This window comes from Arenimonas sp. MALMAid1274 (genome assembly GCF_049195245.1).
GTDB lineage: Bacteria > Pseudomonadota > Gammaproteobacteria > Xanthomonadales > Xanthomonadaceae > Arenimonas.
This window is the reverse complement of sequence record NZ_JBMIRR010000026.1, coordinates 120,021-134,232: the sequence shown is the minus strand read 5'-3', so window position 1 is coordinate 134,232 and position 14,212 is coordinate 120,021. Positions and strand designations below refer to the sequence as shown.

Annotated in this window: 12 protein-coding genes; 8 read left to right on the top strand and 4 right to left on the bottom strand. The window is 70.8% G+C overall.

The window, feature by feature from the left end; all coding sequences use genetic code 11:
• Window positions 1-73: 73 nt before the first annotated feature.
• Both rho and trxA read right to left on the bottom strand, forming a co-directional pair.
• Entirely contained in the window at window positions 74-1,849 is a 1,776-nt protein-coding gene (rho, locus tag ACOQFR_RS07050; RefSeq protein ID WP_421380072.1) for a transcription termination factor Rho, read from the bottom strand.
• Window positions 1,850-2,007: 158 nt separating this feature from the next.
• On the bottom strand, window positions 2,008-2,334 hold the full coding sequence (gene trxA / locus ACOQFR_RS07045) for a thioredoxin TrxA (RefSeq protein ID WP_421380069.1): 327 nt from the start codon (window positions 2,332-2,334) through the stop codon (window positions 2,008-2,010).
• A 27-nt stretch (window positions 2,335-2,361) separates the two neighbouring features.
• Between trxA and rhlB the strand changes: the two genes are divergently transcribed.
• The 6 genes from rhlB to rpoH all read left to right on the top strand — a co-directional run bounded on the left by rhlB (window position 2,362) and on the right by rpoH (window position 8,625).
• Window positions 2,362-4,218 (top strand): ATP-dependent RNA helicase RhlB, encoded by a 1,857-nt coding sequence (rhlB, locus tag ACOQFR_RS07040; RefSeq protein WP_421380066.1) that lies wholly within the window; start codon window positions 2,362-2,364, stop codon window positions 4,216-4,218.
• Between the two features lie 87 nt (window positions 4,219-4,305).
• Complete coding sequence (gene ftsE, locus ACOQFR_RS07035) at window positions 4,306-4,992, top strand: cell division ATP-binding protein FtsE (protein WP_421380064.1); 687 nt, start codon at window positions 4,306-4,308, stop codon at window positions 4,990-4,992.
• Window positions 4,989-5,966, top strand: coding sequence for a permease-like cell division protein FtsX (gene ftsX / locus ACOQFR_RS07030; protein WP_421380061.1), 978 nt, complete (start codon window positions 4,989-4,991; stop codon window positions 5,964-5,966). The genes ftsE and ftsX overlap by 4 nt, the downstream gene beginning before the upstream one ends.
• 1 nt (window position 5,967) lies before the next feature.
• On the top strand, window positions 5,968-6,816 hold the full coding sequence (locus ACOQFR_RS07025; RefSeq protein ID WP_421380058.1) for a response regulator: 849 nt from the start codon (window positions 5,968-5,970) through the stop codon (window positions 6,814-6,816).
• Window positions 6,817-6,819: 3 nt separating this feature from the next.
• Complete coding sequence (gene ung / locus ACOQFR_RS07020) at window positions 6,820-7,581, top strand: uracil-DNA glycosylase (protein ID WP_421380055.1); 762 nt, start codon at window positions 6,820-6,822, stop codon at window positions 7,579-7,581.
• 171 nt (window positions 7,582-7,752) lie between these two features.
• Window positions 7,753-8,625, top strand: coding sequence for an RNA polymerase sigma factor RpoH (gene rpoH, locus ACOQFR_RS07015; RefSeq protein ID WP_421380052.1), 873 nt, complete (start codon window positions 7,753-7,755; stop codon window positions 8,623-8,625).
• A gap of 58 nt (window positions 8,626-8,683) precedes the next feature.
• Here the strand turns inward: rpoH and ACOQFR_RS07010 are convergent, their stop codons facing one another.
• Both ACOQFR_RS07010 and ACOQFR_RS07005 read right to left on the bottom strand, forming a co-directional pair.
• Window positions 8,684-9,949, bottom strand: a complete 1,266-nt coding sequence (locus ACOQFR_RS07010; protein WP_421380050.1) for an NAD(P)/FAD-dependent oxidoreductase — start codon at window positions 9,947-9,949, stop codon at window positions 8,684-8,686.
• Between the two features lie 22 nt (window positions 9,950-9,971).
• The gene (locus tag ACOQFR_RS07005; protein WP_421380048.1) at window positions 9,972-12,164 is read right to left on the bottom strand and encodes a primosomal protein N'; all 2,193 of its coding nucleotides are present in this window, start codon (window positions 12,162-12,164) and stop codon (window positions 9,972-9,974) included.
• A 434-nt stretch (window positions 12,165-12,598) separates the two neighbouring features.
• On the opposite strand from ACOQFR_RS07005, the gene ACOQFR_RS07000 reads away from it, so the two are divergent.
• Together ACOQFR_RS07000 and ACOQFR_RS06995 are read left to right on the top strand one after the other, a co-directional pair.
• Window positions 12,599-13,561, top strand: coding sequence for a sigma factor-like helix-turn-helix DNA-binding protein (locus tag ACOQFR_RS07000; protein WP_421380045.1), 963 nt, complete (start codon window positions 12,599-12,601; stop codon window positions 13,559-13,561).
• Window positions 13,551-14,210 carry a DUF3106 domain-containing protein gene (locus ACOQFR_RS06995; protein WP_421380042.1) on the top strand — a complete coding sequence of 220 codons (660 nt, stop codon included), beginning with the start codon at window positions 13,551-13,553 and terminating at the stop codon, window positions 14,208-14,210. Before ACOQFR_RS07000 ends, ACOQFR_RS06995 begins: the two co-directional genes overlap by 11 nt.
• Window positions 14,211-14,212 lie beyond the last annotated feature (2 nt).

The window sequence follows — 14,212 nt, the reverse complement described above, 5'->3', positions numbered from 1 at the left end:
CCCCGCCGCGCCACCGGTCCGGCATGAAAAAGCCCCGCATTCGCGGGGCTTTTTCTTGCAGCGGCGCCAGGCCTCAGCGCTTCATCGAAGAGAAGAACTCGTCGTTGGACTTGGTGTTCTTCATCTTCTCGAGCAGGAACTCCATCGCGGCCAGCTCGTCCATCGGGTGCAGCAGCTTGCGCAGGATCCAGATCTTCTGAAGCATGTCCGGTTCGATCAGCAGCTCTTCGCGGCGGGTGCCGGAGCGGTTGATGTTGATGGCCGGGTAGACGCGCTTCTCGGCGATGCGGCGGTCCAGGTGCACTTCCGAGTTACCGGTGCCCTTGAACTCTTCGTAGATCACCTCGTCCATCTTCGAGCCCGTCTCGACCAGCGCGGTGGCGATGATGGTCAGGCTGCCGCCTTCCTCGACGTTGCGGGCCGCGCCGAAGAAACGCTTCGGGCGGTGCAGCGCGTTGGCGTCGACGCCGCCGGTCAGCACCTTGCCCGAGCTGGGCACCACGGTGTTGTAGGCGCGGGCCAGGCGGGTGATCGAGTCGAGCATGATCACCACGTCCTTCTTGTGCTCGACCAGGCGCTTGGCGCGCTCGATCACCATCTCGGCCACCTGCACGTGGCGCGCGGCCGGCTCGTCGAAGGTGGACGAGATCACTTCGCCGCGCACGGTGCGCTGCATCTCGGTCACTTCCTCGGGCCGCTCGTCGATCAGCAGCACGATCAGGTGCACGTCCGGGTGGTTGTGGATGATGGCCTGGGCCAGGTTCTGCATCAGCACCGTCTTGCCGGCCTTGGGCGGCGAGACGATCAGGGCACGCTGGCCCTTGCCCAGGGGCGACATCAGGTCCATCACGCGGCCGGTGATGTCCTCGGACGAGCCGTTGCCGCGCTCGAGGCGGAAGCGCTCGCGCGGGAACAGCGGCGTCAGGTTCTCGAACAGCACCTTGCCCTTGGAGGCTTCGGGCGGCTCGCCGTTGATGGTGTCGACGATGTTGAGCGCGACGTAGCGCTCGCCGTCCTTCGGGCTGCGGATGCGGCCGGCAATGTAGTCGCCGGTGCGCAGGTTGAAGCGGCGGATCTGGCTGGGCGAGATGTAGACGTCGTCCGGCCCGGCCAGGTAGCTGGCGTCGTCCGAGCGCAGGAAGCCGTAGCCGTCGGGCAGGATTTCCAGCACGCCGTCGCCGGCCACGCCGGCGGGGTGGCGGGTCAGCACCTTGAGCAGGGCGAAGTTGACGTCCTGCTTGCGCATGCGGGCCACGCCCTCATGCAGGTTCAGCTTCTCGGCGATCTCGAGCAGCTTGTGCGCAGGCATGCGCTTGAGGTCGTTGAGGCTGTAGGTCGGGAAGTCGGGCGGAAGCTGCGGCATAGGGCGGTCATTGCGTTCTCCGCCGCCGTTGTTGCCGTTGCCGCCGCCTTCCTCGCCACCGCCGCCCTCGCCGTCGCGCGGACGGTCGCGGAAGCGGTCGCGCTTGTCGCGAAAGCGGTCGCGGCGGTTGCGGTTGCGGTTCTGGAAGCCGCCTTCGTCGCCACCGCCCTGGCCACCACCGCCGGGCTGGCCTTCGCCGCCCTGGTTCTGACCACTCTGGTTCTGACCACCCTGGCCCTGGCCGCCCTGGTTCTGGCCGCCACCGGAGTGACCGCCGTCGCCGCGCGCCTGCGCATCCCCGCCGGACGGGCCACCGGACGCGCCATCGACACCCGACGCCTGGGGCGGGGCAGGGGCACGCTCGGGTGCGGGGGTGGAGGCAGCCGCGGGGGTTTCAGCCGCGGGGGTGTTGCCTGGGTTGGCCGCGCGCGGTTTGCGCGGGCGCTTCTCGGCGCTGGCGCCGGATTCGTTTTCGGTATCTGACACGGATATCACCTCGCGAAAGCGAGCGTGGGGGAGGAAGGGGGTTGTTGCAGAAGGATCGGCGCCAGGGGCACCTGATGGCGGCTACGCTAACACCGCCGGGCCGGCCGCGACAAGCCGCGGCGACGGCCATGCCCCGGCCTGGGCCGGGGCGATGCGCTTCAGAGCGCCTTGTCCATGAACTGCGCGAGCTGCGCCTTGCCGACGGCACCGACCTGGGTCGAGTGCACCTTGCCGTCCTTGAACAGCATCAGGGTCGGGATGCCACGCACGGCGTACTGGCGCGGCGTCTGCGGATTGTGGTCGATGTTGATCTTGACCACCTTGACCTTGCCCGCGTACGTGCCGGCCAGTTCATCGACCATCGGGCCGATCATCTTGCAGGGGCCGCACCACTCGGCCCAGAAATCCACCAGCACCGGGGTATCGGACTTGAGCACCTGGGCATCGAAGTCGGTGTCACCCACATGGAGCACCTGGTCGCTCATGCTTCAAACTCCTGATTTTCTTGGGGGATGCGGCCGGTTGCGGCCGCCATTGGGTTAAACTGGGGCGTTGCAGACGACTATTCAACCGCCAGCGGCAAACCCCGGACGCACCCAGTTTGCGACCCCCCGGGCCGGCCGCGCAAGCGCAGAGACGCGCACCCAGAGAGACCCATGTCCGATAAACCCCTGACTGATATCGCTTTTTCCAGCTTCGAGCTGCATCCCGCGCTGCACGCCGGGCTCGACGCCGCCGGATTCACCCGCTGCACGCCGATCCAGGCCCTGACCCTGCCGCTGGCGCTCGCCGGCCGCGACGTCGCCGGCCAGGCCCAGACCGGCACCGGCAAGACCCTGGCCTTCCTGGTCGCCCTGATCAACCGGCTGCTCACCCGCCCGGCCCTGGCCGACCGCAAGCCCGAGGACCCGCGCGCCCTGATCCTGGCGCCCACCCGCGAGCTTGCCATCCAGATCCACAAGGACGCCGTGAAGTTCGGCTCCGACCTGGGCCTGCGTTTCGCCCTGGTGTACGGCGGCGTGGACTACGACAAGCAGCGCGAGCTGCTGCAGCAGGGCGTGGACGTCATCATCGCCACCCCCGGCCGCCTGATCGACTACGTCAAGCAGAGCAAGGTCGTGTCCCTGCACGCCTGCGAGGTCTGCGTGCTGGACGAAGCCGACCGCATGTTCGACCTGGGCTTCATCAAGGACATCCGCTTCCTGCTGCGGCGCATGCCGATCCGCACCGAGCGCCAGACCCTGCTGTTCTCGGCCACGCTCAGCCACCGCGTGCTGGAGCTGGCCTACGAGCACATGAACGAGCCGGAGAAGCTGGTCGTCGAGACCGAGTTCATCACCGCGGCCAAGGTGCGCCAGCTGGTGTATTTCCCGGCCGACGAGGAAAAGATCCCGCTGCTGATCGGCCTGCTGACCCGCAGCGAGGGCCATCGCACGATGGTCTTCGTCAACACCAAGGTCTGGGTCGAGCGCGTGGCGCGCGGCCTGGAGCGCGCCGGCTTCCGCGTCGGCGTGCTGTCGGGCGACGTGCCGCAGAAGAAGCGCGAGACGCTGCTGGCGCGCTTCCAGAAGGGCCAGCTGGACATCCTGGTGGCCACCGACGTGGCCGCCCGCGGCCTGCACATCGACGGCGTGTCGCACGTCTACAACTACGACCTGCCGTTCGACGCCGAGGACTACGTGCACCGCATCGGCCGCACCGCGCGCCTGGGCGCCGAGGGCGACGCGATCAGCTTCGCCTGCGAGCGCTATGCCATGTCGCTGCCCGACATCGAGGCCTACATCGAGCAGAAGCTGCCGGTGGCCCAGGTCGAGAAGGAGCTGCTGGTGCCGGTGCCGCGCGCCCCGCGCGAGCGGGTGGAAGGCGAGGAGGAAGGCGAGAGCGTCAGCGCCATCTTCCGCGAGGTGCGCGAGGCCAAGGCGGCCGAGGACGAGCGCCGCGGTGGACGCGGCGGTCGCAGCGGCGGCGGTTCGCCGGGCGGCGGTCGTGGCGGTCCGGGCGGGGGTTCGCGCGATCGCAGCGGTCCGCGCCCCGGCGCGCATCGCGAGCGCAAGCCGGCTCCCGCGGCCGAGGCGCTGCCGCCGGCGGTCGAGGCCCCGGTGGATCCGACCCGGCCTGCGCAGCGTCCGGCACCGTCCTCGCCGATGCAGGTGGATCCGAACGCGCCGGCGCGCAAGCGCCGCCGCCGTCGTGGCGGTCGCCCGGTGGGCGACGGTGCCGCGCCGGAAACCGGCGGCAAGCCGCGCACGTCCGAATCGCCCTCGACGACCGCACCCGCGGCCGCCGGTGGCGACAAGCCCTCGCTGCTCGGCCGCATCAAGGCCAGCCTGCGCTCGCTGGTGAAGCGCAACCCGCCGACGGGCCACTGAGCCCGATCCGCAGGCGGGCCCCCGGGCCCTCCTGCTTTTCCGGAGGGGTCTGCTAGATTGATGCGGCCCCCTGTCCAGCCGAGCCGCATGGCCCTTCTCCGTTTCGACAATGTGTCCAAGGCCTATCCGGGCAGCGCGCCGGCGCTGAGCGAGGTCAGCTTCGCGGTGGAGGAAGGCGAGATGCTGTTCGTCACCGGCCATTCCGGCGCCGGCAAGTCGACCCTGCTGCGCCTGGTGCACCTGTCCGAGCGGCCCAGCCGCGGCACCGTGCTGGTGAACGAACGCAACCTGGCCAAGGTCCGCGGCCGCAAGGTGCCGCTGCACCGGCGCCAGGTGGGCGTGGTGTTCCAGGACCATCGCCTGCTCACCGACCGCAGCGTGTTCGACAACGTGGCCTTGCCGCTGTTGATCGCCGGCACGCCTGGCGCCGAGGTCGGCAAGCGCGTGCGCGCGGTGCTGGACAAAGTCGGCCTGGGCGACCGCGAGCGCTCGCTGCCGATGCAGCTGTCCACCGGCGAGCAGCAGCGCGTGGGCATCGCCCGGGCCATCGTCGCCCAGCCGCAGCTGCTCGTGGCCGACGAACCCACCGGCAATCTCGATCCGCAGCTGGCCGCCGAAATCATGCAGCTGTTCGCCTCGCTGCCGGCGCTGGGCACCACCGTGATCGTGGCCAGCCACGACCTGGCGTTGGTGAAGCGCATGCGGCGCCGCGTGCTGGTGCTCGACCACGGCAAGCTGCTCGACGACATCTCGCCCGAGGACCTGGCGGCATGAGCGCCAAGCCCGAGGCCCGCGCCAAACCCGCCGCCGCGGAACGCGTCAAGCCGGGCGGCATCGGCAGCCGGCTGCGCGCCTGGCGCGAGCAGCATCTGTATTCCCTGGTGTCCAGCCTAGGCCGCCTGGCCAAGCGGCCCTTCGCCACCGGCCTAACGGTCGGCGTGATGGCGATCGCGCTGGCCCTGCCGCTGGGCCTGGGCCTGGCCCTGGGCAACATCGAGCGCTTCTCGGGCTCGGTCAGCGAATCGCGCGAGATCGGTGTGTTCCTGAAGGCCGATGTGGACGTGGCGGCAGCGCAGGCGCTGGCCACACGCCTGGGCGATCGCCCCGACGTGGCCGCGGTCACCGTGCGCACGCCGGACGAAGGCCTGGCCGAGTTCCGCGCCATGAGCGACCTGGCCGGCGCCCTGGACGTGCTGGAGGACAACCCGCTGCCGACGGTGCTGATCGTGCAGCCCACCGGCGATGGCGACGCGCTGGCGGCCGACCTGCGGGCCCTGCCCGAGGCCGACATCGTGCAGCACGACGCGGTCTGGCGGCAGCGGCTGTCGGCCTGGCTGGCCTTCGGCGACCGCGTGGTGCACGTGGTGGCCGCCCTGCTGGGCCTGGGTGTGCTGCTGGTGGTGGGCAATACCGTGCGCCTGGACATCGGCGCGCGCAGCGAGGAGATCGGCGTGCTGCAGCACCTGGGCGCCACCGACGCCTTCGTGCGCCGCCCCTTCCTGTACCTGGGCGCCTGGTACGGCCTGGCCGCGGGCCTGCTGGCGGGGCTGGTGCTCTGGGTCGCGGGCCTGATGCTGCAGGGCCGCCTGTCGGCGCTGGTGGCCAGCTACGGCTCGGAATTCGCGCTGGCCGGCCCGGGCTGGCGCGGCAGCCTGGCCCTGCTGGCCGGGGCCGCGGCGATGGGGTGGCTGGGCGCGTGGCTCGCAACCGGGCATCATCTACGTCGGACCCGTCCTGTGGACGTGTGACATGAACAGCCCCAGCCCCAGCTTCCGCAGCTTCGACACCACCAACCCGCGCATCATGGTCGTGGATGGTTCCAAGGTCGTGCGCAAGATGATCGAGGGCGTGCTGCGCCAGCAGCTGCCGGGCCTGGAGTTCGTCGGCTGCGAAACCGGCGAGGAAGCCAAGGCTGCGCTGCAGGCCGGCGCCGTCAACCTGGTCACCACCGCGCTGCGCCTGCCCGACATGGACGGCCTGGACCTGGCGCGCTACCTGCGCGAGCACACGCCGCAGGCCTACATCCCGATCATCGTGGTTTCGGGCGACGTGCAGGAGCGGCTGGAAAGCCGCTCGATCAGCGACGACGTGACCGACTATTTCGACAAGGCGCTGGGCTTCAACGCCCTGGCCGCCTTCATCAAGGGCTACGTGGCCCCCGAGTCCGAAGCCGGCGGCGAAGTGCTGTACGTCGAGGACAGCCGCGTCGTGGCCATGGCCACGCGGCGCATGCTGGAGAAGCACAACCTCACCGTCACCCACGCCACCGGCGTCGAGGACGCGATCGCGCACCTGGAAACCATGAAGGCCCAGGGCAAGGTGCCGGGCCCCGACATCGTGCTCACCGACGTGTATCTGAAGGGCGAACTGACCGGCAAGGACCTGCTGCACTCCATCCGGCACGACTTCGGCTACGCCAAGGGCCTGCTGCCGGTGCTGGTGATGACCGGCGACGCCAACCCGGCCAACCAGAGCGACCTGCTGCGCGAAGGCGCCAACGACCTGGTGCAGAAGCCGATCGAAGAGCGCCTGCTGATCACCAAGCTGCTGTTCCAGCTGCGCGTGGGCCGGATGCTGCGCGAGAAGCTCGGCAAGTAAGGCGTGGCTGCGGATCCCCGGGTCCGGCTCGAGCCTTCATGGAAGGCGCGCGTCGGCGACTATCTGTTGCGTCCGGACATGCAGGAACTCTCCCGCTTCCTGCGTGAGGAAAAGGCGCGCGGCAAGCGCATCTTTCCGCCCGGACCCGACATCTTCGCCGCGCTCGACGCCACGCCCTTCGACCAGGTGAAGGTGGTCGTGCTGGGCCAGGATCCCTACCACGGGGCCGGGCAGGCCCATGGCCTGTGCTTCTCGGTGCGGCCGGGCGTGCCGGTGCCGCCGTCGCTGCAGAACATCTACAAGGAACTCAAGGCCGACCTGGGCATCGCCCCGGCCGACCACGGCTGCCTGGTCTCGTGGGCGCGACAGGGCGTGCTGCTGCTCAATGCCGTGCTGACGGTGGAGGAGGGCCGCGCCGGCGCGCATCAGGGCAAAGGCTGGGAGGGCTTCACCGATGCCGTGGTGCAGGCCCTGGACCGCGAGCGCGAGGGCCTGGTCTTCATGCTCTGGGGCAGCTACGCCCAGGCCAAGGGCAAGCTGGTGGATGCCCGCCGGCACTGCATGCTGCGCGCGCCACACCCCTCGCCGCTGTCGGCGCACCGGGGTTTTCTGGGCTGCGGCCACTTCGGCAAGGCCAACCGCTGGCTGGAGGGCGCCCGGCAGGCGCCGATCCGGTGGGCGCTGCCGCCGCGGGCCGAGGTCGAGGCGATGCTGGCGTCCCGGCGGGTCCCCGACCCCGCGGCGCCGGGCGCTGTTTTGCCCTGAGCGCCCGTCCCGGCGCGGCTCCCCGGCCATCCCGGTTCCGGCCCTTGAAGCCGGTCAGGCCACCCCCAGATCAACCGGACTGCCGGGGAGCTGGCTGTTCCATGAATGGAACGGACAGGGAACTTATGGCCTATTTAGTACTCCAATGGTGCGAGTGCTAAACTCCGGCCCATGAAAGAGGACACGATGACCACTGCCCTGATCGCCAACAACCTGCCGATCCCGAGCGCGCTGGGTTCGCTGGACGCCTACATCTCCGCGGTCAACCGCGTGCCCGTGCTCACCGTCGAGGACGAGCAGGCCCTGGCGCGCAAGTTCCGCGACGAGGAAGACCTGGACGCCGCCAAGGCGCTCGTGGTCTCGCACCTTCGCTTCGTGGTGCACGTGGCCCGCGGCTACCAGGGCTACGGCCTGGGCATGGGCGACCTGATCCAGGAAGGCAACATCGGCCTGATGAAGGCGGTCAAGCGCTTCGACCCCGACCAGGGCGTGCGCCTGGTGTCGTTCGCCGTGCACTGGGTGCGCGCCGAGATGCACGAGTTCATCCTGCGCAACTGGCGCATCGTCAAGGTCGCCACCACCAAGGCGCAGCGCAAGCTGTTCTTCAACCTGCGCAAGTCCAAGAAGCGCCTGGGCTGGATGAACGACGCCGAAGTCACCGCGGTGGCCAAGGACCTCAACGTTTCCAAGCGCGAAGTGCTGGAGATGGAGTCGCGCCTGAGCGGCCGCGACGTCGGCTTCGACGCGCCGGACGAGGACAACGACAACGCCCCGCCGTCGCCGGTGGCCTACCTGCGCGACGCCAGCGACGACCCGGCGATGGCCTACGAGCGCGAAAGCCACGAGGACGACCAGCTCGAGCTGCTGCGTGACGGCCTGGCCGAACTCGACCAGCGTTCGCGCGACATCCTCAAGCGTCGTTTCCTGGGCGAGCCCAAGGCCACGCTGCAGGAGCTGGCCGACGAGTACGGCGTCAGCGCCGAGCGCATCCGCCAGATCGAGGCCAATGCGCTCAAGAAGATGCGGGCGCTCTTCGCGGCCTGATCCGCCCGCGTCGCCGAGATCGAAAGGCCCCGCATCGCGGGGCCTTTTCGTTGGCGGATCAGTCGCCCGGCGGCGCGCGCCCGACGATGATCCGCGCGTGCCGCTGGTAGGTCCAGTACGACCAGCCCCAGTTCACCAGCACGATGATGCGGTTGCGGAATCCGATCAGGAGGAACAGGTGGGCCACCAGCCAGAACCACCAGGCCACCACGCCTGAAAAGCGCAGCCTGCCGAAATCCACCACCGCCGCCATGCGGCCGATCGTGGCCAGGTTGCCGAAGTCGCGGTAGCGGAACGGCTTGGGCGTTGCGCCGCGCAGGCGCGCGCGGATCGCGCCGGCGACGTGCGCGCCCATCTGCTTGGCGGCAGGCGCCACGCCCGGCACCGGCTTGCCGTCCTGCACCACGCTGGCCAGGTCGCCCAGCACGAACACCTCGGGATGGCCGGGCAGCGAGAGGTCGGGGGCCACCGGCACGCGCCCCGCGCGATCGGTCGCCACGCCCAGCTGCCGTCCCAGGGGCGAGGCCGCGACGCCGGCCGCCCACAGCACGGTGCGGCTGCGGATGCGGGCCGGACCCATCGTGACGCCTTCGGCATCGATGGCGGTCACCGGCTGGCCGGTATGCACCTCCACGCCCAGCTTCTGCAGCTGGACGCGGGTTTTTTCCGACAGCTCCGGCGGCATCGCAGCCAGCACGCGCGGGCCAGCCTCGACCAGGTGCACGCGCGCGCCGCGCACATCGGCGCGGCGGAACTCGCGCGGCAGCGTATGGCGTGCGATCTCGGCCAGCGTGCCCGCCATTTCCACACCGGTCGGCCCCCCGCCGATCACCACGAACTCCAGCCAGGCCTGGCGCAGGTCGGGATCTTCTTCGCGCTCGGCGGCCTCGAACGCCGACAGCACGCGGCTTCGGATCGCCAGCGCATCGTCCAGCGTCTTGAGCCCCGGCGCGTGTTCGGCCCAGGCGTCGTTGCCGAAGTAGGCGTGCGTGGCGCCGGTGGCGACCAGCAGGGTGTCGTAGTCGAGCGTGCCGCCCGCGAGGGTCACGCGCCGCGCGGCAAGGTCGATGGACAGCGCCTCGTCCATGCGGACCGTGACATTGGTCTGCTTGCGCAGTATGTGCCGCAGCGGCGCTGCGATGTCGGGCGCCGACAGGCCCGCGGTAGCCACCTGGTAGAGCAGGGGCTGGAACAGGTGGTGGTTGGTGCGGTCCACCAGGGTGATGCGCACCGGCGCGGAAGCCAGCGCGCGGGTGGCCCAGAGGCCGCCGAAGCCGCCGCCGAGCACCAGAACGTGGGGAAGGGAAGGGTTCGGAGTCGCCATGACGAAGGTCCGCAAAAAGTAGTCAGTAAAGATCGGTGGGATCGACGTCGAGCGACCAGCGCACCTTGCGCGCCGATTTCAGCGCGGCAATCCGCGGCAGCCAGTGTTGCAGCGCGGCGTGCAGGGGCGCGCGCTGGCGGGCGTCCAGCAGCACCTGGCCGCGCGCCTTGCCGGCACGGCGCGCCATCGGTGCGGGCATCGGGCCGTTGAGCTGCACGCCGGGCGGATCGCCGAATTCATCGCGGGCCTCGCGCAGGAAGCCCTGCACGTCGGCCTCGGTCGGCGCCTCGGCGCGCAGCAGGGCCAGGTGCGCATACGGCGGGAACTGGGCCGCCTCGCGTTCGGCCAGCTGCAGCGCCGCCACCGCCGGATAGCCGCCCGCCAGCAGCGTGTTGAGCAGCGGATGGTCGGGGTGATGGGTCTGCAGCACCACTTCGCCGGGCAGGCTGGCGCGACCCGCGCGGCCCGCGACCTGGATCAGCAGCTGCGCCAGTTTCTCGCCGGCGCGGAAGTCGGCGCTGAACAGTCCTTCGTCCACGCCGACCACGGCCACCAGGGTCAGGCGCGGCAGGTCGTGGCCCTTCGCCAGCATCTGGGTGCCGACCAGGATGCCGGAGCGGTCGCCGAACGCCTCGAGATGCTTTTCGATCGCGTCGCGCCGGCGGGTGGTCTCGCGGTCCACGCGGATCATCAGCGCATCGGGAAAGCGTTCGGCCAGGGTTTCCTCGATGCGTTCGGTGCCGGCGCCCTGCGGCTGCAGCGCCAGGCTGGCGCAGTCGGGGCAGGCATTGGGTGGCGTCGCGCGCGCGCCGCAGTGGTGGCAGATCAGCCGCCGGCCGCCGGCGTGCACGGTCATCGCCGCGTCGCAGCGTTTGCAGTGCGCGCTCCAGCCGCAGTCGTGGCACAGCAGCACGGGTGCGTAGCCGCGCCTGTTCTTGAACACCAGCGCCTGTTCACCGCGCGCCAGGCAGCGGCCCACTGCGTCGAGCAGGTCTTCCGACAGGCCATTGACCAGCCGCCGCTTGCGCAGGTCCAGAACGCGCGCCGTGGGCGGTCGCGCATCGCCTGCGCGCTGCGCCAGGCGCAGGTGCCGGTAGCGTCCGGCCAGCGCGTTGTGCAGCGATTCCAGCGACGGCGTGGCGCTGCCCAGCAGCACCGGCACGCCGAGATTGCGCGCGCGGACCAGGGCCAGGTCGCGCGCGTGGTAGCGGATGCCGTCCTGCTGTTTGTACGAGCCGTCGTGCTCTTCGTCCACCACGATCAGGCCGGCCTCGGGCAACGGACAGAAGATGGCCGAGCGCGTGCCCACCATCACCCGTGCCTCGCCGCGCGCCATCGCCGCCCACGCGCGCGCACGCTCGCCGTCGGCCAGGCCCGAATGCTGGGCCAGCACCGGCACGCCCAGGCGGCTGCGGAAGCGCGACAGCGCCTGCGGGGTCAGGCCGATCTCGGGCACCAGTACCAGGGCCTGCCGGCCGGCGGCGAGGCAGTCACTGATCGCCTGCAGGTAGACCTCGGTCTTGCCGCTGCCGGTGACACCTTCCAGCAGGTAGGCGCCGAAGCCCTCGCCGGTGCGGATGGCGGCGATGGCGTCCGCCTGGGCCGGCATCAGGGTCGGACCGGGTGCGGCCGCGGCCGGCTCGGTGCGTCCCGCGAGCGCGATGCGTTCGGCCAGTCCACGCTCGGCCAGCGCGCGCGCGGCCGGACGCCAGTCCGGATGCTGCTGGTCCAGCAGGTCTTCACCCAGGGCCCGGTCAGCCAGTGCCTGCAGCAGGCGGCGCGGCTTGCCCTCCCGCCCGGGGGCGGCCAGCGACGCCAGGCCATCCCCGGTGGCGCGCCAGCCGTGCCTTGCGGTTTCCGGCAGCGGCTGACCGCTGCGCAGCGGGCCCGGCAGGGCGGTGGCCACGACCTCGCCCAGCGGGGCGTGGTAGTAGGCCGCGACCCAGCGCAGGCTTTCGAACAATTCGCCGACGAGCAAGGCTTCGGAATCAAGGCGGGCATGGACGGGCTTGGCCTCCGGCGCGTCCGGATCCGGCCTGCCGACCTCGACCACCACCCCGACCTGCTCGCCATCGCCCCGGCCGAAGGGCACCCGGACGCGGCAGCCGACCCAGTCCGGCCCGGCCGTCTGGCCGGCGGGCGGGCGGTAGTCGAACAGGCGCGGCAGCGGCACCGGCAGGGCGACGCGAAGCACGGTTTCCGGGGCGGCGGGCATGCCGCCAGTCTAGCCTGCGAGGCCCCGCACGGGCCTCTCCGGGCAAACCGGGCGACTTGCGCGCCATTGCTGCTAACACCATCAGGAATGATGCCTAAGCTACTGTTCATCAAAACGAATCACCCTTATCCACACGCTTTGTGGATAAGTCTGTGGAAGAGGCTGGCCGCAGGGGTGCGCACCCCCACCGTACAAGGCCCCTCAGCCGGGTTGGTGATTTTTTAACCAAGCCGTCATAGTTCTTTTAATTCAACAACTTGCGGATATCACAATTCAGTCACGGGGCTCTTCACGGCCTTTCCGGCCGGTCTTCACGTGCGCGCCCTGGCGCTGTGCACAACGTTTCACGCCGGAAGCCGCGCCGCGCTTGGCTGAGCAGGAATTTTCCTACTGTCAACCGCGCTGATGCCTGAGCGGCTTGGCTAGAATGGGGAGTGACTTCCGTTCTCCCGCCGCCTGTCGCGGCCCCCGTTTCCCCGGCCCTGTCCGCCTTCCTGCGCGGGATCGAGCGGCGTGCCTTCGTTTTCGCCCAGCTGCAGTGCGGCAGTGAGCGTGAGGCCGAAGCCGCCCTGGGACGCGCCTTGCGCGCGTTTGCCGACCTGTCCGCGCACACCCCGCTGTCGGGCTGGCCGGCGAGCTTCTGGGCCCTCCTGCTGGCCCAGGCCGAGCTTTCCGACGGGGGCAGCGATGTTCCCGAGCTGGCGTCGCTGAGCAGCGGACCACGTGCGGCCCTGCTGCTGCGGATCGTCGCAGGCCTGGACTTCGCCCATGCGGCCGGCGTGCTGGGCGTCGGGGAACAGACGTACCGGTTCGCCCTGCAGCGTGCGCTGCAGCAGCTCGGCGACGCCGGCATCAGCTACGCCGCGCTGGGCGCCCTGCGCGAGCGCCTGCACCGGCAGGTCAAGACCTTGCCCGAGACGCGCACCGCGGCCTTGGCCGAATTGCGCGCGAGTGTGCTGCAGGGCGCGCCCGAGCCCCGGCCCGCGCCGCCGGTGCCGCGCTCGCCCTGGCTGCGTCGCGCCCTGTGGACGGCGCTGGCGCTGCTGGCGCTGGGCTTCGCCGCCACTTTCTGGTCGCCGCAGCCTGGACTTCCGGCCGGTGGCACCGAGGGTCTGCCGCCCGAAACGACCCCGCCCGCCGCGGCACAGGACAGCGATTCGGACCTGGTCACGCATCCTGACTATGCCCAGCTGGCCGCGCCGGCCGATGATGCGCTGGCGCAGGACCTGGCCCTTCTGAGCTGGTTGGCCTCGGGCGAAGTCGAATTGCCTGCGCCCGAGGCGGTGCCCGATGCGGGCATTGCTCCCCCGGCCGCAGGGACAAGGGCCGGCGCCGGAGATCCGGACGCCACCGCCACGCCGCCTGCGCCGGCATCGGAGGCCAACGATGCGGACTGAGCGCGCCTGGCTGGCGATCGCACTGCTCACGCTGGCACCCGCGTTGGCCCTGGCCTTCCAGAACCTGCCCCAGCCCCAACGCGCCCTTCTGGCGCCGCTGGCGGCCGCGTGGCCTGGCCTGGACGCGCCAACCCGTCAGCGCCTGCAGGCCAACGCCACGCACTGGCTTTCGCTCGACGACGCCGGCCGCGCCGAACTACGTCGCCGCGCGGCCGAGTGGAAACAGTTGCCGCCGGCCGAATGGGCCCGACGGCGCGGTCCCTTCGCCGCCTGGCAGGCGCTGTCGCTGGCCGAGCGCGAGCAGGTGCGCGTCGCCGCCGCGCGGCTGGCCGCGCTGTCGCCGGCCCAGCAGCAGGCCGTGCGCGACGCATTCGAGAAGCTCCCGCCGGACCGCCGGCAGGACTGGTGGCTCGGACCCGAAATCGGTGCGGGCTTCGCGCAGCTCCGGCCGCTGTTTGCCTTCGTGCCGGAAGCCGAGCGCGGTTCCCTGCTCGACCTGCTGCGCGCCCTGACGCCGCAGGCCCGCGCCGACCTGGCGCTGCTGGCGCGCCGCCTGCCGGCCAACGAGCGCGAGAGCCTGCGACGTGAATTGGTCGCGGCGCCTCCGCAGGAACGCGAAGCGCTGATCCGGCAACGGCTGGATCGCTAGGG